The sequence below is a fragment of the Pseudomonas fluorescens genome, from assembly GCF_900215245.1.
Taxonomy (GTDB): Bacteria; Pseudomonadota; Gammaproteobacteria; order Pseudomonadales; family Pseudomonadaceae; genus Aquipseudomonas; species Aquipseudomonas fluorescens.
The window spans coordinates 1,725,165-1,745,431 of the sequence record NZ_LT907842.1 but is presented as its reverse complement, the minus strand read 5'-3'; the positions used below and the strand labels follow the sequence as shown (position 1 = coordinate 1,745,431).

The 20,267-nt window shown below is 61.0% G+C and carries 26 protein-coding genes; 8 read left to right on the top strand and 18 right to left on the bottom strand.

Annotation, left to right across the window (positions count from 1 at the left end; all coding sequences use genetic code 11):
• Positions 1–53 precede the first annotated feature (53 nt).
• Positions 54–908 (top strand): RNA polymerase sigma factor RpoH, encoded by an 855-nt coding sequence (rpoH, locus tag CPH89_RS08255; protein WP_003176698.1) that lies wholly within the window; start codon positions 54–56, stop codon positions 906–908.
• A 195-nt stretch (positions 909–1,103) separates the two neighbouring features.
• Here the strand turns inward: rpoH and mtgA are convergent, their stop codons facing one another.
• Positions 1,104–1,826 carry a monofunctional biosynthetic peptidoglycan transglycosylase gene (gene mtgA / locus CPH89_RS08250; RefSeq protein ID WP_053258488.1) on the bottom strand — a complete coding sequence of 241 codons (723 nt, stop codon included), beginning with the start codon at positions 1,824–1,826 and terminating at the stop codon, positions 1,104–1,106.
• Positions 1,827–1,900: 74 nt separating this feature from the next.
• On the opposite strand from mtgA, the gene CPH89_RS08245 reads away from it, so the two are divergent.
• From CPH89_RS08245 to trmB, 4 genes are all read left to right on the top strand, one after another.
• Positions 1,901–2,278, top strand: coding sequence for a DUF423 domain-containing protein (locus CPH89_RS08245; RefSeq protein ID WP_053258487.1), 378 nt, complete (start codon positions 1,901–1,903; stop codon positions 2,276–2,278).
• A 71-nt stretch (positions 2,279–2,349) separates the two neighbouring features.
• On the top strand, positions 2,350–2,550 hold the full coding sequence (gene thiS, locus CPH89_RS08240; protein WP_053258809.1) for a sulfur carrier protein ThiS: 201 nt from the start codon (positions 2,350–2,352) through the stop codon (positions 2,548–2,550).
• 65 nt (positions 2,551–2,615) lie between these two features.
• Positions 2,616–3,410, top strand: a complete 795-nt coding sequence (locus CPH89_RS08235; protein WP_053258486.1) for a thiazole synthase — start codon at positions 2,616–2,618, stop codon at positions 3,408–3,410.
• Between the two features lie 9 nt (positions 3,411–3,419).
• Positions 3,420–4,145 (top strand): tRNA (guanosine(46)-N7)-methyltransferase TrmB, encoded by a 726-nt coding sequence (trmB, locus tag CPH89_RS08230; protein ID WP_016976030.1) that lies wholly within the window; start codon positions 3,420–3,422, stop codon positions 4,143–4,145.
• A 145-nt stretch (positions 4,146–4,290) separates the two neighbouring features.
• On the opposite strand, the gene CPH89_RS08225 is transcribed toward trmB, so the two are convergent.
• From CPH89_RS08225 to CPH89_RS08185, 9 genes are all read right to left on the bottom strand, one after another.
• Positions 4,291–4,614 (bottom strand): DUF3392 domain-containing protein, encoded by a 324-nt coding sequence (locus CPH89_RS08225; RefSeq protein WP_017139459.1) that lies wholly within the window; start codon positions 4,612–4,614, stop codon positions 4,291–4,293.
• Between the two features lie 17 nt (positions 4,615–4,631).
• Positions 4,632–5,834 (bottom strand): radical SAM family heme chaperone HemW, encoded by a 1,203-nt coding sequence (gene hemW, locus CPH89_RS08220; protein ID WP_053258485.1) that lies wholly within the window; start codon positions 5,832–5,834, stop codon positions 4,632–4,634.
• Positions 5,831–6,427, bottom strand: a complete 597-nt coding sequence (gene rdgB, locus CPH89_RS08215) for an RdgB/HAM1 family non-canonical purine NTP pyrophosphatase (protein ID WP_053258484.1) — start codon at positions 6,425–6,427, stop codon at positions 5,831–5,833. Before rdgB ends, hemW begins: the two co-directional genes overlap by 4 nt.
• The gene (locus CPH89_RS08210; RefSeq protein ID WP_053258483.1) at positions 6,424–6,858 is read right to left on the bottom strand and encodes a DUF4426 domain-containing protein; all 435 of its coding nucleotides are present in this window, start codon (positions 6,856–6,858) and stop codon (positions 6,424–6,426) included. The genes rdgB and CPH89_RS08210 overlap by 4 nt, the downstream gene beginning before the upstream one ends.
• Before the next feature lie 21 nt (positions 6,859–6,879).
• The gene (metW, locus tag CPH89_RS08205; protein WP_003213768.1) at positions 6,880–7,500 is read right to left on the bottom strand and encodes a methionine biosynthesis protein MetW; all 621 of its coding nucleotides are present in this window, start codon (positions 7,498–7,500) and stop codon (positions 6,880–6,882) included.
• Positions 7,501–7,507: 7 nt separating this feature from the next.
• Positions 7,508–8,647 (bottom strand): homoserine O-succinyltransferase MetX, encoded by a 1,140-nt coding sequence (gene metX, locus CPH89_RS08200; RefSeq protein ID WP_053258482.1) that lies wholly within the window; start codon positions 8,645–8,647, stop codon positions 7,508–7,510.
• A gap of 191 nt (positions 8,648–8,838) precedes the next feature.
• Entirely contained in the window at positions 8,839–9,426 is a 588-nt protein-coding gene (locus CPH89_RS08195) for a YggT family protein (protein WP_053258481.1), read from the bottom strand.
• Positions 9,427–9,465: 39 nt separating this feature from the next.
• Positions 9,466–10,284: a pyrroline-5-carboxylate reductase gene (gene proC / locus CPH89_RS08190; RefSeq protein ID WP_053258480.1), complete on the bottom strand. Its 819-nt coding sequence runs from the start codon at positions 10,282–10,284 to the stop codon at positions 9,466–9,468.
• Between the two features lie 24 nt (positions 10,285–10,308).
• The gene (locus CPH89_RS08185; protein ID WP_053258479.1) at positions 10,309–11,004 is read right to left on the bottom strand and encodes a YggS family pyridoxal phosphate-dependent enzyme; all 696 of its coding nucleotides are present in this window, start codon (positions 11,002–11,004) and stop codon (positions 10,309–10,311) included.
• A 57-nt stretch (positions 11,005–11,061) separates the two neighbouring features.
• Here CPH89_RS08185 and CPH89_RS08180 point away from each other — a divergent pair, with 57 nt between their 5' ends.
• Positions 11,062–12,096: a type IV pilus twitching motility protein PilT gene (locus tag CPH89_RS08180; RefSeq protein ID WP_053258478.1), complete on the top strand. Its 1,035-nt coding sequence runs from the start codon at positions 11,062–11,064 to the stop codon at positions 12,094–12,096.
• Positions 12,097–12,236: 140 nt separating this feature from the next.
• Here the strand turns inward: CPH89_RS08180 and CPH89_RS08175 are convergent, their stop codons facing one another.
• Positions 12,237–12,872 carry a C40 family peptidase gene (locus CPH89_RS08175; protein ID WP_053258477.1) on the bottom strand — a complete coding sequence of 212 codons (636 nt, stop codon included), beginning with the start codon at positions 12,870–12,872 and terminating at the stop codon, positions 12,237–12,239.
• 249 nt (positions 12,873–13,121) lie between these two features.
• Here CPH89_RS08175 and CPH89_RS08170 point away from each other — a divergent pair, with 249 nt between their 5' ends.
• On the top strand, positions 13,122–13,550 hold the full coding sequence (locus CPH89_RS08170; protein WP_053258476.1) for an NINE protein: 429 nt from the start codon (positions 13,122–13,124) through the stop codon (positions 13,548–13,550).
• Positions 13,551–13,682: 132 nt separating this feature from the next.
• Here CPH89_RS08170 and CPH89_RS08165 read toward each other — a convergent pair whose 3' ends face one another.
• The 7 genes from CPH89_RS08165 to gshB all read right to left on the bottom strand — a co-directional run bounded on the left by CPH89_RS08165 (position 13,683) and on the right by gshB (position 19,580).
• Positions 13,683–14,954 (bottom strand): dihydroorotase, encoded by a 1,272-nt coding sequence (locus CPH89_RS08165; RefSeq protein ID WP_053258475.1) that lies wholly within the window; start codon positions 14,952–14,954, stop codon positions 13,683–13,685.
• Positions 14,951–15,955, bottom strand: coding sequence for an aspartate carbamoyltransferase catalytic subunit (locus CPH89_RS08160; protein WP_053258474.1), 1,005 nt, complete (start codon positions 15,953–15,955; stop codon positions 14,951–14,953). The genes CPH89_RS08165 and CPH89_RS08160 overlap by 4 nt, the downstream gene beginning before the upstream one ends.
• Positions 15,956–15,979: 24 nt before the next feature.
• Positions 15,980–16,486, bottom strand: a complete 507-nt coding sequence (gene pyrR, locus CPH89_RS08155) for a bifunctional pyr operon transcriptional regulator/uracil phosphoribosyltransferase PyrR (protein ID WP_053258473.1) — start codon at positions 16,484–16,486, stop codon at positions 15,980–15,982.
• An 83-nt stretch (positions 16,487–16,569) separates the two neighbouring features.
• Complete coding sequence (gene ruvX / locus CPH89_RS08150; protein ID WP_003195067.1) at positions 16,570–17,007, bottom strand: Holliday junction resolvase RuvX; 438 nt, start codon at positions 17,005–17,007, stop codon at positions 16,570–16,572.
• Complete coding sequence (locus CPH89_RS08145) at positions 17,007–17,576, bottom strand: YqgE/AlgH family protein (protein WP_053258472.1); 570 nt, start codon at positions 17,574–17,576, stop codon at positions 17,007–17,009. The genes ruvX and CPH89_RS08145 overlap by 1 nt, the downstream gene beginning before the upstream one ends.
• 67 nt (positions 17,577–17,643) lie before the next feature.
• Complete coding sequence (locus CPH89_RS08140; RefSeq protein WP_053258471.1) at positions 17,644–18,549, bottom strand: energy transducer TonB; 906 nt, start codon at positions 18,547–18,549, stop codon at positions 17,644–17,646.
• A gap of 77 nt (positions 18,550–18,626) precedes the next feature.
• Positions 18,627–19,580: a glutathione synthase gene (gene gshB, locus CPH89_RS08135; RefSeq protein WP_016976046.1), complete on the bottom strand. Its 954-nt coding sequence runs from the start codon at positions 19,578–19,580 to the stop codon at positions 18,627–18,629.
• A gap of 239 nt (positions 19,581–19,819) precedes the next feature.
• On the opposite strand from gshB, the gene pilG reads away from it, so the two are divergent.
• Positions 19,820–20,227 (top strand): twitching motility response regulator PilG, encoded by a 408-nt coding sequence (pilG, locus tag CPH89_RS08130; protein WP_053258470.1) that lies wholly within the window; start codon positions 19,820–19,822, stop codon positions 20,225–20,227.
• Positions 20,228–20,267: the final 40 nt, after the last annotated feature.

Genomic DNA, 20,267 nt, shown 5'->3' with positions numbered 1-20,267 from the left:
CAATTTTCGCAGTGCTGAACTGCACGAGTTATGTGAGTCGGAGGTTTTTTCGTATGACCACTTCTTTGCAACCTGCTTATGCTTTGGTCCCGGGTGCGAACCTTGAGGCCTATGTGCACACGGTCAACAGCATTCCATTGCTGACACCGGAGCAGGAGCGTGAACTGGCCGAGAGTCTCTACTATGAGCAGGATTTGGGGGCGGCTCGGCAGATGGTGCTCGCCCACCTGCGTTTTGTCGTACATATCGCCCGTAGCTATAGCGGCTACGGTCTGGCCCAGGCTGACCTGATTCAGGAAGGCAACGTCGGCCTGATGAAGGCTGTAAAGCGCTTCAACCCGGAAATGGGTGTGCGCCTGGTGTCGTTTGCTGTGCACTGGATCAAGGCGGAAATCCACGAGTTCATCCTGCGCAACTGGCGGATCGTGAAAGTCGCGACCACCAAGGCCCAGCGCAAACTGTTTTTCAACCTGCGCAGCCAGAAGAAGCGCCTGGCGTGGCTGAACAACGAAGAAGTCCACCGCGTGGCCGAAAGCCTCGGTGTGGAGCCGCGTGAAGTGCGCGAGATGGAAAGCCGCCTGACCGGCCATGACATGGCCTTCGACCCAGCCGCCGAAGCGGATGACGACAGCGCATTCCAATCGCCGGCCAACTACCTGGAAGACCACCGGTACGACCCGGCGCGTCAACTGGAAGACGCCGACTGGAGCGACAACTCCAACCACAACCTGCACGAAGCGCTGGAAGTGTTGGACGACCGCAGCCGTGACATCCTCTACCAGCGTTGGCTGGCGGAAGAAAAAGCCACGCTGCACGACCTGGCACAGAAGTACAACGTGTCGGCCGAGCGCATTCGTCAGCTTGAGAAAAGCGCGATGAACAAGCTGAAGTTGTCGATCGCCGCTTAAAACGCTGCGATAAGACAAAAAAATGCCCCGATCGAAAGATAGGGGCATTTTTGTTTGCAGTCGAAAATCTCAAGCTCAACTCGGTCCACTGTGGGAGCTGGCTTGCCTGCGATGAGGCAGTATCAGCTAACACATGGGTAGTTTGACCCACCGCTATCGCAGGCAAGCCAGCTCCCACATGGGTAGTGCAGTGTGTCAGTCGGACCACGGGGCTTTGCGGGAGTTATTCAATTCCACCAAGTAACCATCCCCACCCAACTGGCTCATCTGCTGCCGAATCCATGCCGCTCGCCGTGCCACATAGGCTGTTGGATGGCTGGCACTCCACACTCGAGGGTTGGGCAAAACCGCCGCCAGATAGCTGGCCTGCTGACGGGAAAGCGCTTTGGCACTCACGCCAAAGTGATGCCGCGCGGCGGCCTCTGCGCCAAACACGCCTTCATCCCATTCCACGCTGTTGAGGTACACCTCAAGAATCCGCTGCTTGGGCCATAACACCTCGATCAATCCGGTAAACCAGGCCTCCAGGCCTTTGCGCACATAACTGCGGCCGGTCCACAGAAACAGGTTTTTCGACACTTGCTGGCTCAAGGTGCTGGCGCCGCGAATCGAACCGCCGCGCTCGTTGTGCGCCAGTGCCGCCTGAATCGCGCCAAAGTCAAAACCCCAATGCTGGGGAAAACGCTGATCTTCGCCGGCCATCACCGCCACCTTAAGGTCGTCGGAGATTTCATCCCACGCCACCCACGTGCGTTGCAGGTCAATCGGTTCGCCGTCGACCCAGGACTCGACCTTGCGCTCTACCATCAGCGCGGTGAACGGTGGCGGGACGACACGAAACAGCAGCACCAGCAGCACACTGCCGATGGCGAACCATTTCACGACTTTGAGAAAACGTTTGAAGAGGAGACGCAGCATAGAGATGGCTTGGCCGAACCCGTTGAGCGGGCCATTATACAGACACCGCCCTTTGAGTCTGACTGGAGTTCCTCATGCTGCGTAGCTTTCTGATGCTGGCTGCCTTTTTCGGCTTTACCGGTGTCGCCCTCGGGGCCTTTGCTGCCCACGGCCTGAAAAACCGCCTGAGCGCCGAATACCTGGCGATCTTCCACACCGGCGTGACCTACCAACTGGTACATGCCCTGGCGTTGTTCGGCGTCGCATTGCTGGCAGCGCATATTCCGGGCCGACTGGTCAGCTGGGCGGGCATCTCCTTTGCCGTGGGTATCCTGCTGTTCTCCGGCAGCTTGTATGCGCTGACCCTGACCGGCATCAGCAAGCTTGGCATCATCACCCCGTTCGGTGGGCTGGCGTTCCTGTTGGGCTGGTTCTTCCTCGGCTTGACCGCGTGGCGCCTGCAGGTCATCTGACCGAGGGGCTTGGGCCAGCAATGCCAATCGGGCTAGAATGCTGGCCCCTAAAAACGATGGCGGCCCGTGGCATGCGCATTCAGTTGAACGGCGAATCCTTTGAACTGCCCGACGGTGAAACCGTTGCGGCCCTGCTGACCCGTCTGGACTTGACCGGGCGTCGCGTCGCAGTGGAGCTCAACCTGGATATCGTCCCGCGTAGCCAGCACGCCGACACCGCGCTCACCGAAGGCGACCAGGTCGAAGTGGTTCACGCCATCGGCGGCGGTTAGCCGTTCGGCGCTCAACGGCGCCATCCCGAATTCTGCAGAACCTCACCCCATTTCGAGGATTTCCCATGAGCATCGTTCGTAGCGACAAGCCCTTCGTCCTGGCCGGTCGTACCTACCAGTCCCGTTTGCTGGTCGGCACCGGCAAGTACCGCGACATGGAAGAAACCCGCCTGGCCATCGAAGCCTCGGGTGCAGAGATCGTCACCTTTGCCGTGCGCCGCACCAACCTTGGCCAGATCGAAGGGGAGCCGAACCTGCTCCAAGTGCTGTCGCCGGATCGCTACACTTTCCTGCCGAACACTGCCGGTTGCTACGACGCCATCGAAGCCGTGCGCACCTGCCGCCTGGCCCGTGAGCTGCTCGACGGCCACAACCTGGTGAAGCTGGAAGTGTTGGCCGACCAGAAAACCCTGTTCCCCAACGTAATCGAAACCCTCAAGGCCGCCGAAACGCTGGTCAAGGAAGGCTTTGACGTCATGGTCTACACCAGTGATGACCCGATTATTGCCCGTCAATTGGCGGAAATCGGCTGCATCGCGGTGATGCCGCTGGCCGGTCTGATCGGTTCCGGGTTGGGTATCTGCAACCCTTACAACCTGCAGATCATCCTCGAAGAAGCCAAGATCCCTGTGCTGGTGGACGCGGGCGTGGGCACTGCCTCCGACGCCACCATCGCCATGGAGCTGGGCTGCGATGCGGTGCTGATGAACTCGGCTATCGCCCATGCCCAGCAGCCGGTCATGATGGCCCAAGCCATGCAACACGCAATCGTCGCCGGTCGCCTGGCCTATCTCGCCGGGCGCATGCCGAAAAAACTTTACGCCAGCGCTTCCTCGCCGCTGGATGGTCTGATCAAGTAAGAGCCATTGATGACTGAATCAAACGAAACGCCGAACACCGTGGAAGAAGGCGACGAGTCCAAGCACCGCCGCATCAAGAGTTTTGTGATGCGCGCCGGTCGCATGACCGAAGGCCAGCAAAAGGGCCTGGAACAAGGTACGCCGCTGTTCGTACTGCCATTGGCTGACGCGCCGGTGGACTACGACCAGGTATTCGGTCGTTCGGCCCCACGCTCCCTGGAAATCGGCTTCGGCATGGGCCACTCCCTGCTGGAAATGGCCGCAGCCGCGCCGGAACAGGACTTCATCGGTGTCGAAGTACACCGCCCGGGTGTCGGCGCGCTGCTTAACGGCGTGCTGACCCAAGGCCTGACCAACCTGCGGGTCTACGACTGCGACGCGATCGAAGTGCTCAACCGCTGCATCGCCGACAACAGCCTCGACCGCCTGATGCTGTTTTTCCCGGACCCGTGGCACAAGTCCCGCCACCACAAGCGTCGCATCGTCCAGGCTTCGTTTGCCGAACTGGTACGCAGCAAGCTGAAAGTGGGCGGCATCCTGCACATGGCCACCGACTGGGAACCGTACGCGGAATACATGCTGGAAGTGATGGACGTAGCGCCTGGCTATCGCAACCTGGCCGAAGACGGCAAATGCGTGCCACGCCCGGCCGAGCGCCCGATCACCAAGTTCGAACGCCGCGGCGAGCGTCTGGGGCATGGGGTTTGGGATTTGAAGTTCGAGAAGGTCGACTGACACGTCATTAGCGTGGAATGCAGTCAAAAATGTGGGAGGGGGCTTGCTCCCGATAGCGGTGGATCAGTCCTCTTGATGTCGACTGACACTCAGCTATCGGGAGCAAGCCCCCTCGCGCATTTGTATCTGTGTGTTGGGTTTGGGGTCAGCGGCGGTCTGCCACAACGCCAATCAACACCAGCACCACCACCAACACCGGCGCCAGGCTGTAGTTATTGAACTGGCTCAGCCCGCGCACTATCCACGGTGTGGCATACAGCAATGCCGCGCCGCTGCCGATCATGCACACCAACGCCATCAACGGTACACGCAGCGCACCCGCGATACTGCCCAGGCGGCCTTCGATCCAGCCTTTGATATCAGCGCCAAACAGCACCAGCAAACAGCCGACAAGAGCCAGGGAGATTTCCGAGAGGTTGCTGCGGCTCCAGCGGGATACGGTGGCGAGCAGGTCGAGTACCAAATCCATTCGATTTCCTTAGAGCGTCAGCTCAAAAACTTCTGCAACAGGTCATTGAGAAAGAGTTGCCCGCGGTCAGTCGCCGCCAGGCGTGACGGTTCGACCTGCATTAAGCCACTTTGTTCTGCCTCACGGCGGCCTTCGTCGAGGCTGGCCAAGTCGAGGCCGGTGCGCTCGGCGTACAGCCTGGATTCAACGCCTTCGGTGAGCCGCAACGCGTTCATCAGGAATTCGAACGGCAGTTCTTCATTGGTCAATTCTTTCGCGCCAGCCTGGAAGCTTTTGGCCGGGTTCAGATAGTCCTTCGGCGCTCGGGTCTTCCAGGTGCGCACGATGCGCCCGTCCGGATGGCTGAGCTTGCCGTGGGCGCCTGCGCCGATGCCGATAAAGTCGCCGAAGCTCCAGTAATTCAGGTTATGCCGCGCCGGGCGCCCTGGTTGGGCATACGCCGACACTTCATATTGCGCGTAACCGTGCTCGGCCAGCAGCGCCTGGCCAGCTTCCTGAATGTCCCACAGCGTGTCGTCTTCCGGCAGCGCGGGTGGCTGGTTCCAGAACACGGTGTTGGGCTCCAGCGTCAGCTGATACCAGGACAAGTGCGTTGGCTTCAGTGCGATGGCCTGGCGCAAGTCGCTCAGCGCATCGTCCAGGGATTGGTCGGGCAGCCCGTGCATCAGGTCCAGGTTGAAGTTATCGAACCCGGCCTGGCGTGCCATGCCGGCGGCGCGTACGGCTTCATCGCCATTGTGGATGCGGCCCAGGGCCTCAAGTTTTTCCTGCTGAAAGCTCTGGATACCGATGGACAGGCGATTGATCCCCAGCTTGCGGTACGCCACGAACTTCTCTTGCTCGAAGGTCCCGGGGTTGGCTTCCAGGGTGATTTCGATATCGCCGGCAAACGCAATGCGCGCTTCCACGCCTGTGAGCAGGCGACCCAGGGCCGCGGCGCTGAACAGGCTTGGCGTACCGCCGCCGAAGAAGATCGAACTCAGTTCGCGGCCGTAAACCGCCTGCAGGTCTTGATCAAGGTCGGCCAGCAGCGCGTCCACATACTCTTCTTCCGGCAGCACGTTGCTGGCCGTGTGGGAGTTGAAGTCGCAATACGGGCATTTGCGCACGCACCACGGAATGTGGATGTACAGCGCCAGGGGCGGCAGGTGGGGCAGGGCCGCCCGAGGTGTTTGCGCGCCGCCGTGGATCAGCGGCTGCGCAGAGGTGTTCTGGGTCATTTCAGGCTCAAGCGTTGGCGCAGCAAATCCATTGCGCGGGCGCGGTGGCTGATCTGGTTCTTGTCGGCCGGGCTCAGTTCGGCGCTGGAGACATTGCGCTCCGGCACCCAGAACAGCGGGTCATAGCCAAACCCATGTTCGCCGCTGGCGGCATGCAGGATGCGCCCGTGCCACAGGCCTTCGCAGAGGATCGGCAGCGGGTCATCGGCATGCCGCACCAGCGCCAGCACACAGACGAACTGCGCGCCACGCATCGCGTCCGGCACCTCCTTGAGGGCGTCCAGCAGCTTGGCGTTGTTGGCCGCATCGCCCTTGCCGTCGGCATAGCGCGCCGAGTAGATGCCAGGGGCGCCGCCGAGGTAATCCACCGCCAGGCCCGAGTCATCGGCCAAGGCTGGCAGCCCGGAGATACGCGCGGCATTGCGTGCCTTGAGGATCGCGTTCTCGACAAACGACAGGCCGGTTTCTTCCGGCTCGACCTGGCTGAACTCGCCAATCGAGCGCAGTTGCACGGACTCACCGAGCATGGCCTGGAGTTCTTTGAGTTTGCCTGCGTTATGGCTGGCGAGTACCAGTTGGGTAAGGTTCATCATGGCGCCGGGAACAGTTCCTGGTTGAAACTGAAACCGTGAGCCTTGCCGCCGGTTTCAACATTGATGGTGAAAATCTTGGTTTCCTGCTGTGGCACCGGGTATTGGGCGATGTAGTTGGTGCTGCCGTTCTCGGTGACCTTCTTGAACGTCAGCATCTCGCTTTTGCCGCCGAGGTCTTTGACCGTGCCGGTGACGGTGGCATCGATCGGCGTCACGCCCTTTTGCACGAACACGTTGATCATGCCGACCTTTTTGTCGCGTACCACTTCCAGTTGCTGGGCCTGTTCCGGCTGCAAGAAGGTGGATGTGAAGGTGTTGTAACGCACGGTGATATCACCAAATTCCTTCAGGCGGTTGCTGTCGATAGCGTCGGCTGCCATGGCACTGGTGCCCAGGCAGGCGGTGAGTAGAAAAATAGCCAAACGACTCATGTTCGTCCTCCTTGAAAATGGTTAGACGGCGATTTGATGGTCTGTCAGGCCAGGGCTGCTGACTCGGTAGATACCGATTTCGCCCAACAGATTGGGCCATAGCTTACTCGCCCAGCCGTGGCGGTGCTGTTGATCGACGGCAAGGCGGTTGATCACCTTGGCTTCACGCTCGCCGCACAAGGCTTCGAAGTCTTCGAATGTGCAGAAGTGGATGTTTGGGGTGTTGTACCACGTGTACGGCAGGAAGTCCGACACCGGCATCCGGCCCTTGGTGGCCAGGTACCACCGGCAGCGCCAATGGCCGAAGTTGGGGAAGGTGATGATGCACTGGCGGCCTACACGCAGCATTTCGTCGAGGATACGGTCCGGGTAGTGCACCGCTTGCAGCGCCTGAGTCATCACCACAATGTCGAAGCTGTTGCTGGCAAAGTTGCCCAGGCCCTTGTCCAGGTCCTGCTCGATCACGTTGATGCCCTTGGCCACGCACTGGGCGATGTTGTCCGGGTCGTTTTCCAGGCCATAGCCGGTGACTTGCTTGTTGTCGCGCAGCCAGCTCAGCAGTTCGCCATCGCCGCAGCCAAGGTCGAGCACGCGGCTGCCGGCGGGGATCCAGTCTTGGATGATTTCCAGGTCGGCTCTCATGGCGTTCTCACAGTGCTATTCGGTTCATGTAGTTGCTGAAGGCCTGCAGGTAACGCGGGATCGGAATCAGGAAGGCGTCGTGGCCTTGCGGTGCATCGATCTCCAGGTAGCAGACGTCTTTGCGGGCGGCCATCAAGGCATCCACCAACTCCCGGGAGCGGGCCGGCGAGAAGCGCCAGTCGGTGGTAAACGACATCACGCAGAACTTGGCCGTGGCGCCCTCGAAGGTTTTCGCCAGGTCGTCGTCATGGTTCGCGGCCGGGTCGAAGTAATCCAAGGCCTTGGTCATCAGCAGGTAGGTGTTGGCGTCGAAACGCCCCGAGAACTCCTCACCCTGATAACGCAGGTAGCTTTCCACCTGGAACTCGACGCTGTGGAAGTCGTAGTTGAGCTTCTCGCTCTTGAGCCCACGGCCGAATTTTTCGCCCATGGAGTCATCGGAAAGATACGTGATGTGCCCGACCATCCGCGCCAGCATCAAGCCGCGCTTGGGAATCACACCTGCTTCCTGGAACGAACCCCCGTGGAACTCGGGGTCGGTGAGGATGGCTTGGCGCGCCACTTCGTTGAACGCGATGTTCTGCGCCGACAGTTTTGGCGCCGAGGCGATTGCCAGGCAATGGCGCACGCGATCCGGGTAGGTGATGGTCCACTGCAACGCCTGCATGCCGCCCAGGCTGCCGCCGATCACCGCGGCCCATTGTTTGATGCCCAGCCGGTCGGCGAGGCGGGCCTGGCTGTGTACCCAGTCTTCCACGGTCAGTACCGGGAAGTCCGCGCCGAACGGCTTGCCGGTTTCCGGGTTGAGGCTGCTCGGGCCGGTGGAGCCGTTGCAGCCGCCGAGGTTGTTGAGGCTGACCACAAAGAACTTGTTGGTGTCGATGGGCTTGCCGGGGCCGATGCAGCTGTCCCACCAGCCGGGCTTGCGCTCGTCGGCACTGTGGAAACCGGCGGCGTGATGGTGGCCGGACAGGGCGTGGCAGATCAGCACGGCGTTGCTCGCCGTGGCATTCAACTGGCCGTAGGTTTCGTAGATCAGGTCATAGGCCGGCAGCGAACGGCCACAGGCCAAGGCCAGCGGCTCGCTGAAGTGCGCCAATTGGGGCACGACCAGTCCAACAGAATCGGGGGGGAAGGCAGCTGGCATCGACCCTGCTCTCGTTTAAATGAGGCGTAAGTCTAAAGACCGCTGCACCTAGCGGCAAGCAAAGGCCTGCACCCGTACAAAGATACAAATGTGGGAGGGGGCTTGCTCCCGATGACGGCGTGGCAGTCGACATCTGTTTGACTGACCCACCGCTATCGGGAGCAAGCCCCCTCGCAGATTTTTTAGCGCACTCAGATCAGGCCAAACAGTTCTTTTGGCATGAACGCGTAGTAGGCCAGGCGCGGAATCACCCAGCTTTGCAGCAGCTGGATCGCGATGAACGCGAAGATCGGCGAGATATCCAGGCCGCCCAGGTTGGGTATCAACCGACGGAACGGTGCCAGCACGGGCTCGGTAATCTGGGCAACCAGCTCAGCACCTGGGCTGCGGCTGCCGGGTGCGACCCACGACAGGATCACGCTGATGATCATCGACCAGAATATGATCTTCAAAAACAGCGAGAAGATCCCGATCAGGCCCCATGGCAACAGCAGCACGGTGAAGGCCTGGTAGCCGTTGAGCATCAGGATCACCACAAACAGCAAAATCTGCAGCAACAGCGCCAGCACCAGCGACGACATGTCCAGGCCGAACAGGCTCGGGATCACTCGGCGCAGGGGCTTGAGCAGCGGTTGAGTGGCCTTCACCACGAACTGGCACAGCGGGTTGTAGAAGTTCGCCCGCACCAGTTGCAGGATAAAACGCATCAGCACGATCAGCAGGTACAGGCTGCCCAAGGTCTGGATGATGAAAATGGCAGCGTCATTGATTCCGAGCATGTTTGTTTCCTGTCTAATCCAGTTGCGAGTAGGGGACGACTATTTACCCAGCTGCTCGGCCATTTCAGCCGAACGATGTGCTGCAGCACCCAGTGCTTTTTCCACCAGGGCTTCAAAACCTCCGGCCTGGAACGATTCGATGGCCGCTTGGGTGGTGCCGCCCGGGGACGTCACGCGGCGGCGCAGCTCGGCCGCATCCACCTCGCTGGCGACGGCCATCTTCGCCGCGCCCAGCGCGGTTTGCTCGGCCAGTTGCTCCGCGACTTCATGTGGCAAGCCCAGTTTCACGCCAGCGGCGGTCATGGCCTCGATCAACAGGAAGAAGTAGGCCGGGCCGCTGCCGGAGACGGCGGTTACCGCATCCAGTTGGTGTTCCTGTTCCAGCCACAGGGCAATGCCCACTGCAGACAGCAGCTCTTGAGCCTGGTCACGTTGTTGGGCGCTCACTTGGGATGTGGCGTACAGGCCGCTCACGCCCTGGCGCAGCAGCGCCGGGGTGTTGGGCATGCAGCGCACGATTGGCTGGGCACCGAGCCAGTGGTTCATGCTGGCGCAGGTGATGCCGGCGGCAATCGATACCACCAGTTGATGCGGTTGCAGGCTCGGGCGCAGGCTTTCGCACACGGCTTTCATGGCTTGCGGTTTCACCGCCAGCACGATCACGTCAACGCCCTGAATGGCTTCGGCGTTGTCGGCAAAGGTTTCGATCCCGTGCTCGGCGTTGACGCGCGCGCGCGTGTCGGCGCCCGGGTCGCTGGCGCGGATGTGCTGGGCTTGCAGGCCTTTGGCCCGCAAGCCACCGATCAGGCTGGCCGCCATGTTACCGGCGCCGATAAAGGCAATACGCGTGTTGCTCATGACAGGTCCTTATTCAGAGGAAAGTCAGCCATTTGATGGCTGGCCGTAGTCGCGGGCGCCAAACAGAGCGGTACCGATCCGCACCCAGGTGGCGCCTTGGGCGATGGCCGACTCAAGGTCGTGGCTCATGCCCATGGAAAGTGTGTCCAGGCCCAGGTTCAGGCTCGCCTGCAGGTCGCGTACTGTCGCGAAGGCTGCATCCTGCTCGGCACGGTCTTCAGTCGGTTCGGGGATCGCCATCAAGCCACGCAGCTTCAGGCGCGGCAGGGCGCTGATCGCTGCGGCCAGGGCCGGCAGGTCGGCGGGTGTACAGCCGGACTTGCTGGCTTCGCCACTGACGTTGACCTGGATGCAGATGTTCAGCGGCGGCAGGTCGGCCGGGCGTTGTTCGGACAGGCGTTGCGCGATTTTCAGGCGGTCCACGGAATGCACCCAAGCAAAGTTCTCGGCGATCGCACGAGTCTTGTTCGATTGAATGGGGCCGATGAAGTGCCAACTCAAGGGCAGGTCGGTTAATTCGGCCTGTTTGCCCAGGGCTTCCTGCAGGTAGTTTTCGCCAAAATCGCACATCCCGGCCGCATAGGCTTCGCGTACCGCTTGCGCGGGTTTGGTCTTGCTCACGGCCAGCAAGTGGATGCTGCTTTCGTCACGTTGCACGGCGTGGGCCGCGGCGCGGATCCGCTCGCTAACCAGGCCAATGTTGTCTGCTATCGTCGACATTCAAGATGCACCCGTGGATATGGAGTCCGCGGCATTCTACTGGAAATGGAAAGCCCTATGGATATCACTGAATTGCTGACGGCCAGCGTGCGTCGTGGCGCCTCTGACCTGCATTTGTCGGCTGGCGTGGCGCCGATGCTGCGTGTGGATGGCGAGGTCTGGCCCCTGGACGGCCCGGCGCTGTCGCCCCCGCAAGTGGCGGATTTATTGAGCCCTTTGCTCAACCAGTACCAAGAAAAGGATTTCGAAACATCTCTTGAAACGGATTTTGCCTTCGAGCTGCCGGGCGTGGCGCGGTTCCGGGCGAATGTGTTCCAGCAGGCGCGCGGCATGGGCGCGGTGTTTCGCACCATTGCGACCGAGGTGCAAAGCCTGGAAAGCCTCGGGCTGGGAGAAGTGTTCCAACGGATCACCCGGTTTCCGCGCGGCCTGGTGTTGGTGACCGGGCCAACCGGGTCCGGCAAGTCCACGACGCTGGCAGCGATGATCGACCATCTTAATCAGCACCGGCGCCAGCACATTCTTACGCTGGAAGACCCCATCGAATTTATCCACAGGCCGAAAATGGCCTTGATCAACCAGCGGCAGGTACAACGCGATACACACAGTTTTTCCACGGCGCTGCGCTCGGCGCTACGGGAAGACCCGGATGTCATTCTGGTGGGGGAGTTGCGTGACCTGGAAACCATACGGCTGGCGCTGACGGCGGCTGAGACCGGGCACCTGGTGTTTGGCACCGTGCACACCACGTCGGCGGCAAAGACCGTGGACAGGCTGGTGGATGTGTTCCCGGCCGGGGAAAAGGCCATGGTTCGCACGATGCTGTCGGAGTCGTTGCAGGCGGTGGTGTCCCAGGTGCTGGTCAAGAAGATCGGCGGCGGGCGGGTGGCGGCTCACGAGATCATGCTGGGCACGCCGGCCATCCGTAACTTGATCCGTGAAGACAAGGTGGCGCAAATGGTCTCCGCGATACAGACCGGTGGGGCGTTGGGCATGAAAACGTTGGATATGAGCTTGAAGGCGTTGGTCAATGAGGGGTTGATCAGCCGGGAGGAAGCGCGGGGGCAGGCGCGGGTGCCGGGGGATATCTGAGGTCTTGTGTGCCATGAAAATCAACTGTGGGAGCGGGCTTGCTCGCGAAGGCGGTAGATCAGTCACCTAAGATGGTGACTGACACTGCGCCTTCGCGAGCAAGCCCGCTCCCACATTTTTTACCGCATTTCAGCCAGAGATCAGCGCTGCACAACCCGCAGGTTGTTCTGCTCTTTAGGCAGAACACGCTTGGCAATCACGTAGTTCTTGTCCCAGAACGGCTTCTTCAGCGTGTCGATGCTCACCGACTTGCCACGACGCGGCGCGTGGATAAAGCGGTCGTTGCCCAGGTAGATGGCAACGTGGTTGACCTGGCGGCTCTTCAGTTTGAAGAACAACAGGTCCCCCGGTTTCAGGTCCTTGCGATCAACCTTCAGCCCGTGGCCAGCGGCCATGGCGTTGGAAGTGCGAGGCAAATCCACCGCTTTTACGTCGTTAAACGCATATTTCACCAAGCCACTGCAGTCGAACCCTTTACTTGGGCTGCTGCCGCCCCAACGATAAGGAGTACCGAGCACATTAACGGCGCGGCTGAGGACATTGCTGCTTTGCTTGGTGTTGCCGGCCAGTTGGGTATGAATGGCTTTACCGTGGGCCTTGCTCACTTGAGTCGGGCGGTTGACGGTCAGCTTTACCGACTTGGCAGTGCTGGGTGTGCTGTGAACTTTAGGGGTGAAACCGTTAACGTTAGGAAGACGTTGCTCACGATTGGTGGCGTGGGCGGCCAGTGGCATTAATAGGCAAATGGTTAGCCATGTCTTGAAAAATGGTCGCATTAGGCGTGGCTCTTAATGGTTTGCGCGCAACTTTATAACAGCTTTTTGTGTCGTTCTAAGGCCGTTTGTCGACTGAACCCTGGGGTCAAATTCAGGAAAAACGCGACGAATTGCCGCTATTGTCCTACAGAGGTCAGGTGGCATAAGGCTTTGCGGGAGGGAAGATACCATTTGCCGTGCGTCGGGCGCCCGTAAAAAAGTCACAAAGAAAATGAAAAAATTTATCTATCGAGGCAAAAGAGGTACTCCATGAACACCTATCGACAGGATGTGATGCAGCAGGACACCCACAGCAAGGTGATTGGCTACCTGCTCTGGATTTTCGGTTTTACCGGGGCGCATCGCTTCTATTACGGCAAGCCCGTGACCGGGACAATCTGGTTTTTCACCTTCGGCCTGTTCGGTATCGGGTGGCTGATCGACTTGTTCCTGATCCCGGCCATGGACCGTGAAGCGGACCTGCGTTTTACCGCCGGGCCCATCGAATACAATGTGGCCTGGGTACTGTTGGCGTTCCTGGGGGTGTTCGGCCTGCACCGTATGTACCAGGGCAAATGGATCACCGGCCTGATCTACCTGCTGACCGGTGGGTTGTTCCTGATCGGTGTGCTGTATGACTTCTGGACGCTGAATACACAGGTTTCGATCCGCAATGCCGAGCGCAATAGCGGGCGCTGAGTCTCTCAAGGCCTCTACAAAACCAAATGTGGGAGGGGGCGTGCTCCCGATAGCAGTGGGTCAGCGACAGATAAGCTGACTGACCCACCGCCGTCGGGCGCACGCCCCCTCCCACTTTTTACCGTGCCCGCTTTAGGCCTGGTAGCTGATCCGCCCATCCACCAAGGTGTATCGCACCGTCGCCGGCAGGCTATGGCCGATGAACGGGCAGTTTTCGCCCTTGGACAGCCAGTGTTCGCCGGCAACCGTGGAGCGGGCTGGATCAAACAGCACCAGGTCCGCCGCTGAGCCCACCGCCAGCTTGCCCGCCGGCAGGCGCAAGGCTTCGGCCGGGCCGGCGCTCAGGCGTGCCAGCAGCGTCGGCAGGTCGAGCAAGCCATCCTCAACCAGCGTCATTGCCAAGGGCAGCAGCAGTTCGACGCTGCTGATGCCCGGTTCTGTCGCGCCAAACGGTGCCAGCTTGGCATCCCGCTCGTGGGGCTGGTGATGGCTGGAGATCGCCGAGACCACGCCCGACTTCACCGCCGCGCGCAAACCTTCACGGTCGGCCAAGGTGCGCAGCGGCGGCTGCACGTGGTAAAGGCTGGAAAAGTCGATCAGCGCCTCATCGGTCAAAATCAGCTGATACAACGCCACGTCCGCCGTCACCGGCAGGCCGCGCGCCTGTGCCTGGGCGATCAGGGCCACGCCCCGCGCGCTGGTCAATTGGCTGAAGTGCGCACGCACGCCGCTTTGTTCCACCAGCAGCAGGTCGCGGGCCAGGGCCACGGTTTCAGCGGTTTCCGGAATGCCCGGCAGGCCGAGGAAGCTGGCGACAGCGCCTTCATGGGCCAGGCCGCCTTCGGCCAGGTCACGGTCCTGGGAGTGAAAAATCACCGTCAGGTCGAACGTGGCCGCGTATTCCAGGGCGCGACACAGGGTGCGCGTACTGCGGAAGCTTTCCAGGCCGTTGCCGAACGCCACACAGCCGGCGTCGCGCAGGGCGATCAGCTCGGCGAGCTGTTCGCCTTCCAGGCCTTTGCTCAGGGCGCCGATCGGGAACACTTTGCAATTGCCGGCTTCACGGGCGCGGTCGAGGATCAGCTCGGTCACGGCCGAGGTGTCCAGGATTGGCTTGGTGTGCGGCGGGCAGCACAGGCTGGTCACGCCACCGGCGGCGGCGGCGCGGGTTTCGCTGGCGATGCTGCCTTTGCGGCTGTAACCCGGCTCACGCAGGGCGACGTTCAGGTCCACCAGGCCAGGCGCGGCCACCAGGCCTTTGGCGTCGATGGTCTCAACCGCACTGAAACCGCTGGGCGCGGCGCCGATGGCGATGATTTTGCCGGCTTCCACATGAAGATCGGTAACGTGATCCAGGCCGCTGGCCGGATCGATGACTCGGGCGCCGAGAATGCTGAGCTTCACTGGGCGTTCTCCTGCTCGAATTGACGTTGCGCGGTTTGCCCGCTCATGGCCATGGACAGCACGGCCATGCGGACGGCGATGCCGTAAGTCACCTGGTTCAAAATCACCGATTGCGCGCCGTCGGCCACCGCCGACTCAATCTCCACGCCACGGTTGATCGGGCCTGGGTGCATCACGATGGCGTCCGGCTTGGCGCCGGCCAACCGCGCGGTGGTCAGGCCGAACAGGCGGTAAAACTCACCTTCGCTCGGCAGCAGGCCACCGGCCATGCGCTCGCGTTGCAGGCGCAGCATGATTACCACGTCCACATCCTTAAGGCCTGCGGCCATGTCGGTGTAGACCTTCACGCCGTACTGTTCGATGCCGATCGGCAGCAAGGTTTTCGGCGCGATCACGCGGATGTCCGGGCAACCCAGGGCTTTGAGGGCCAGCATGTTTGAGCGGGCGACCCGCGAATGCAGGATGTCGCCGACGATGGCCACCGACAGGTTTTCGAAGCCGCCCTTGTGCCGACGGATCGTCAGCATGTCGAGCATGCCTTGGGTCGGGTGGGCGTGACGGCCGTCGCCGCCATTGATGATTGCCACGTTCGGGCACACATGCTCGGCGATGAAGTGCGCCGCGCCGGAGTCGCCGTGGCGGACCACGAACATGTCGGCGGCCATGGCTTCCAGGTTGCGCAGGGTGTCGAGCAGGGTCTCGCCCTTGCTCGCCGACGAGGTCGACACGTTCAGTGTGATGACGTCGGCCGACAGCCGCTGGGCCGCCAGTTCAAAGGTGGTGCGGGTGCGGGTAGAGTTCTCGAAGAACACATTGCAGATGGTCTTGCCGCGCAGCAGCGGGACCTTCTTCACTGCGCGGCCACCGACTTCAAGGAAGGAGTCGGCCGTGTCGAGGATTTCGGTCAGCAGTTCGCGGGGCAAACCGTCGAGGGACAAGAAGTGTTGCAGCTGGCCCTGAGCATTGAGCTGCAGCGGGCGCTTGGCATCTAGAGGCGTCATCGCGGGGACTCTGTACAAGGCGGTTTAAAGGGCAAGGTCTTGCAGTTCGAGTTCGAGCGGCGTTGGACCGGACAATTTTACCCGCTGGTGGGCTTGCAGGGACAGGGTTGCACCGACCACATCCGGGCTGATCGGCAATTCGCCGGCGTCCAGGTCCAGCAGGCACACCAGGGTCACACTGGCCGGGCGGCCGTAGTCGAACAGTTCGTTCATGGCGGCGCGGATAGTGCGGCCGCTCATCAGCACGTCGTCGATCAGCACTAGGTGCTGGCCTTCGATTTCGAACGGCAGGGCCGAAGGACGCACTTGCGGGTGCAGGCCGTTCTGGCTGAAGTCGTCGCGGTAGAACGATACGTCCAGTGTGCCCAACGGCGAATCACTGCCCAGTGCTTCCAATAACGCTTGGGCCACCCACACACCGCCGGTGCGAATGCCGATAAAGCGCGGTTCGCTGATGGCACGGTGTTGCAGGTGCGCCTTGAGGCGAATCGCCATCTGGCTGATCAGTTCGGCGGGATTGGGCAGGCTCATGGTGGCTCCTTCAAGGCCTTGCGCGGCAGGGGTGCGCACAAGGTCCGGGCTCAAACGTAAAAAGACGCGGCAAGCCGCGTCAGTCAGGATTCAAATAAAGCGGTGTTTTCATCCAGCCAACCCTGCAACAGCAAGGCGGCGGCGATGGCGTCCACCGGGTTGTCGCGGTAGCTGCCTTTCTGGCCGCCACGGTCGCGGCGCTCGCCTTTGGCTTCAAAGGTGGTCAGGCGTTCGTCGTGGGTATAGAAGGGCAGGTTGTAGCGACCATTGAGGCGGCGGGCGAATTTTTCCGCGCGCAGGCACATGTCGCTGGGGGTGCCGTCCATGTTCAAGGGCAAGCCGACCACGACCGCGTCGGGCTTCCACTCCTTGATCAGGGCTTCGACCTGGTTCCAGTCCGGCACGCCGTTCTGGGCTTTCAAGGTGCACAGCTCGCGGGCCTGGCCGGTAATGACCTGGCCGACCGCCACGCCGATCTGTTTGGTGCCGTAGTCAAACCCGAGGATCAAACGCAAGGCCATCAGGCGTGCCCCGCCTGGCTGGTCAGCAGGCTGAGGTTGACCCGAAGCTTGGCCGCGGCCGCTTCCAGGCGCAGTTCGCTGGCGGTGTTGAACAGGATGTCGGCGTCGAACGGGCAGGTCAGCCAGGCATTGCTGGCCAATTCGGCTTCCAGTTGCCCGGCTTCCCAACCGGCGTAGCCGAGGGTAATCACGCTTTGCTCAGGCCCCACGCCGTCGGCGATGGCAAACAGTACGTCCTGGGAGGTGGACAGCGACACGCCCTCAAGGTCGACCGTGGCCTGGAACTTCGGCCCGGTCGGGTGCAGCACAAAACCGCGATCGGTCTGTACCGGCCCGCCGATATAGATCGGCACGCTCTGGCAACGGGCCGGCGGGTCGACCTCGGGCCGCAGTTGCTCAAGGATGTCGGCCAGGTTCAGTTCTTGCGGGCGGTTCACCACCAGCCCCATGGCACCATTGGCCGTGTGCTCGACGATATAGGTCAAGGTCTGCGCAAAGTTCGGGTCGGCCATATGGGGCATGGCGATCAGGAATTGGTGCTTGAGGTAGGTCGGGCTGACATTTTTCATGTCCGCTAGTGTGGCGTTGGAGGGGCGAACTGACAAGCTGGGGATGCGGGTGATGTGGCAATTGTCATCAATTGCTGGACAGCCGATCACCCCGGGCAAACTTCCAGGTGCGGATAATTTCCAGGCGGTCGACATCATTCAGGTCGCCGGTAAACGGTGCGAAAGGCGCGGCCAGGCGCACGATGCGCTGGGCGGCCTGGTCCAGCAGCGGCTGGCCGGATGACTCCAGCACCTGCACTTCATATAGCGAACCGTCGCGGTTGATCGACACCAATAAGCGCAAATTGCCATAGATCTGCTGGCGCCGAGCTTCATCCGGGTAGTTGAGGTTGCCGATGCGCTCGACCTTCTTGCGCCACTCATCCTTATACCAGGCGCCTTTGTCGCGCATGGTCGAGGCCGCATTCAGGCGGTAGATACGGGGGCGCTTGGCGTACAGCTGTTGTTCGTTGGCCAGTTCGGCTTCGAGGCTGGAGATTTGGTCGGAGAGTTGTGAACTGTCAAACGTCGGCGCCGGTTTCACCGGTTCGGGCTGTGGTTCGGTCTTGGCTTTTTCGCGTTGGGTCGGCGCTTTTTGCGGTTTGGGCGCGACGGTGGTCACCGCTGCCTTGGGCGCGGCTTGCTTGACTTCGGGCTTGGGCGACGGCGGTGGGGTGACTTTATTGACCGTGTTGTCCTGAAACGGCGCCACTTCAGTGGTCTTGGGCACGGCTTTCTTGTCGAGGGTGCCGCTGCCCTGCTGGTTGTCCTGAGCGAGAAAATCGGCCTTCTCCGGCTTCTTTTCGCTCTTGAACGTGGCGAGGGTGATTTCCAGGGTTTTGGTGATCTGCTTGGGTTCGACAAAGCTGAAGCCCAGGCCGAGCAGCAAGGCGAGGTGAATCAAGGCCGCCAGGAACAGGGTAAATCCGAGCCGATCAGCCGGGCGCACGCCGCTATGGGAGAGTTCGGAGGGCAGATCGGACGGGAGTGTCATGACAAAAAAACCAACATCGCGCGTTTCACAGGTGGCGCATGATAACGCAATGTTGGTGTGTGTCCGGCTGTTCTATGTCACTTGGCTTGTAGCTTGCGCTCAATGGCCGCCATCAGCATTTCGCCGATGTTCGTGCCAAATGCGTTGTCGATCTCGCGAATACAGGTCGGGCTGGTGACGTTGATTTCGGTGAGGTTCTCACCAATAACGTCAAGCCCCACAAACAGCAGGCCTTTCTCGCGCAGGGTTGGGCCAACCTGGGCGGCGATCCAACGGTCTTTGTCCGACAACGGCCGAGCTTCACCACGCCCCCCCGCCGCCAGGTTGCCACGGGTTTCACCCGCCGCCGGAATACGCGCCAGGCAATAATCCACCGGCTCGCCGTCGATCATCAGGATGCGCTTGTCGCCGTCCTTGATCGCCGGCAGGTACGCCTGGCCCATGATCTGCTGGGTGCCCAGCGCGGTCAGGGTTTCCAGGATGACCGACAGGTTCGGGTCGCCTGCACGGTGACGGAAGATCGAGGTGCCGCCCATGCCGTCCAGCGGCTTGAGGATTACATCGCCATGTTTGGCGGCGAATTCACGCAGCACATCGGCGCGGCGGCTGACCACGGTAGGTGGGGTGCACTGCGGGAACAGCGTGGCGAACAGCTTTTCATTGCAGTCGCGCAGGCTTTGCGGCTTGTTGACGATCAACACGCCGGCGCGCTCAGCCTGCTCCAGCAGGTAGGTGGAATAGACGAATTCCATGTCGAACGGCGGGTCCTTGCGCATCAGGATCACGTCCAGGTCGCTCAAGGGGCTGTCGATTTCATCCGCAAGCTCAAACCACTTTTCCGGGTTGGCAAACACCTGCAGCGGGCGCATGCGTGCACGGGCCTCGCCGTCGCCCTGATAAAGGTCGCGCTGCTCCATATAGAACAGGGTCCAGCCGCGGGCCTGGGCGGCCAGGAGCATGGCCAGCGAGCTGTCCTTTTTATAGGAAATGCTGGCGATAGGGTCCATGACAATGCCGACGCGAACGCTCATGGGGGATTTCCTCTAGCAAATTAGGGCGCATAAAAGTGGCGTCAGAGTGGCGCTGCGGCTGTTGTGGGTCAAGGAAAAACCACCTGGCCGGTTGCTCGATAGATTGCGCCCGGAGACTGTGCTAAAAAGACTGGCACGGCGCAGCAGCCCTTGAATTCCAAGGCTTGCGGCGCTCATCCTGTGCAACATCAGGCAGTACACACCGAAAACCGATTCGCTGTGGCGATGGTAGAGCAGATATGGAACAGCATTCCAACGCCTTGAAAGTGATGGTGATCGACGATTCGAAAACGATCCGCCGTACCGCCGAGACGCTGTTGAAGAACGTGGGGTGCGATGTCATCACGGCCATCGACGGTTTCGATGCATTGGCCCGGATTGTTGATCACCACCCGCACATTATCTTTGTCGACATCATGATGCCGCGCCTGGATGGCTATCAGACCTGCGCCCTGGTGAAGAATAATCCGGCGTTCAAGTCGATCCCGGTGATCATGCTGTCCTCCAAGGACGGCCTGTTCGACAAGGCCAAGGGGCGCATCGTTGGTGTCGATCAGTTTTTGACCAAGCCTTTCAGCAAGGAAGAACTGCTGAGTGCGATCAAGGCCTATGTGCCAGGGTTCGCCGCAGTAGAACAAGCACACTGACGCCGCCTCACAAGGGCAGGCGCCGACCAATGTAGTGGGG

What these genes read in the sequence shown, in the direction of transcription:
- rpoH (WP_003176698.1), top strand. Translation starts at nt 54, where the DNA reads ATGACCACTTCTTTGCAACCTGCTTATGCTTTGGTCCCGGGTGCGAAC.
- mtgA (WP_053258488.1), bottom strand. Translation starts at nt 1,826, where the DNA reads ATGCTGCGTCTCCTCTTCAAACGTTTTCTCAAAGTCGTGAAATGGTTC.
- CPH89_RS08245 (WP_053258487.1), top strand. Translation starts at nt 1,901, where the DNA reads ATGCTGCGTAGCTTTCTGATGCTGGCTGCCTTTTTCGGCTTTACCGGT.
- thiS (WP_053258809.1), top strand. Translation starts at nt 2,350, where the DNA reads ATGCGCATTCAGTTGAACGGCGAATCCTTTGAACTGCCCGACGGTGAA.
- CPH89_RS08235 (WP_053258486.1), top strand. Translation starts at nt 2,616, where the DNA reads ATGAGCATCGTTCGTAGCGACAAGCCCTTCGTCCTGGCCGGTCGTACC.
- trmB (WP_016976030.1), top strand. Translation starts at nt 3,420, where the DNA reads ATGACTGAATCAAACGAAACGCCGAACACCGTGGAAGAAGGCGACGAG.
- CPH89_RS08225 (WP_017139459.1), bottom strand. Translation starts at nt 4,614, where the DNA reads ATGGATTTGGTACTCGACCTGCTCGCCACCGTATCCCGCTGGAGCCGC.
- hemW (WP_053258485.1), bottom strand. Translation starts at nt 5,834, where the DNA reads ATGACCCAGAACACCTCTGCGCAGCCGCTGATCCACGGCGGCGCGCAA.
- rdgB (WP_053258484.1), bottom strand. Translation starts at nt 6,427, where the DNA reads ATGATGAACCTTACCCAACTGGTACTCGCCAGCCATAACGCAGGCAAA.
- CPH89_RS08210 (WP_053258483.1), bottom strand. Translation starts at nt 6,858, where the DNA reads ATGAGTCGTTTGGCTATTTTTCTACTCACCGCCTGCCTGGGCACCAGT.
- metW (WP_003213768.1), bottom strand. Translation starts at nt 7,500, where the DNA reads ATGAGAGCCGACCTGGAAATCATCCAAGACTGGATCCCCGCCGGCAGC.
- metX (WP_053258482.1), bottom strand. Translation starts at nt 8,647, where the DNA reads ATGCCAGCTGCCTTCCCCCCCGATTCTGTTGGACTGGTCGTGCCCCAA.
- CPH89_RS08195 (WP_053258481.1), bottom strand. Translation starts at nt 9,426, where the DNA reads ATGCTCGGAATCAATGACGCTGCCATTTTCATCATCCAGACCTTGGGC.
- proC (WP_053258480.1), bottom strand. Translation starts at nt 10,284, where the DNA reads ATGAGCAACACGCGTATTGCCTTTATCGGCGCCGGTAACATGGCGGCC.
- CPH89_RS08185 (WP_053258479.1), bottom strand. Translation starts at nt 11,004, where the DNA reads ATGTCGACGATAGCAGACAACATTGGCCTGGTTAGCGAGCGGATCCGC.
- CPH89_RS08180 (WP_053258478.1), top strand. Translation starts at nt 11,062, where the DNA reads ATGGATATCACTGAATTGCTGACGGCCAGCGTGCGTCGTGGCGCCTCT.
- CPH89_RS08175 (WP_053258477.1), bottom strand. Translation starts at nt 12,872, where the DNA reads ATGCGACCATTTTTCAAGACATGGCTAACCATTTGCCTATTAATGCCA.
- CPH89_RS08170 (WP_053258476.1), top strand. Translation starts at nt 13,122, where the DNA reads ATGAACACCTATCGACAGGATGTGATGCAGCAGGACACCCACAGCAAG.
- CPH89_RS08160 (WP_053258474.1), bottom strand. Translation starts at nt 15,955, where the DNA reads ATGACGCCTCTAGATGCCAAGCGCCCGCTGCAGCTCAATGCTCAGGGC.
- pyrR (WP_053258473.1), bottom strand. Translation starts at nt 16,486, where the DNA reads ATGAGCCTGCCCAATCCCGCCGAACTGATCAGCCAGATGGCGATTCGC.
- ruvX (WP_003195067.1), bottom strand. Translation starts at nt 17,007, where the DNA reads ATGGCCTTGCGTTTGATCCTCGGGTTTGACTACGGCACCAAACAGATC.
- CPH89_RS08145 (WP_053258472.1), bottom strand. Translation starts at nt 17,576, where the DNA reads ATGAAAAATGTCAGCCCGACCTACCTCAAGCACCAATTCCTGATCGCC.
- CPH89_RS08140 (WP_053258471.1), bottom strand. Translation starts at nt 18,549, where the DNA reads ATGACACTCCCGTCCGATCTGCCCTCCGAACTCTCCCATAGCGGCGTG.
- gshB (WP_016976046.1), bottom strand. Translation starts at nt 19,580, where the DNA reads ATGAGCGTTCGCGTCGGCATTGTCATGGACCCTATCGCCAGCATTTCC.
- pilG (WP_053258470.1), top strand. Translation starts at nt 19,820, where the DNA reads ATGGAACAGCATTCCAACGCCTTGAAAGTGATGGTGATCGACGATTCG.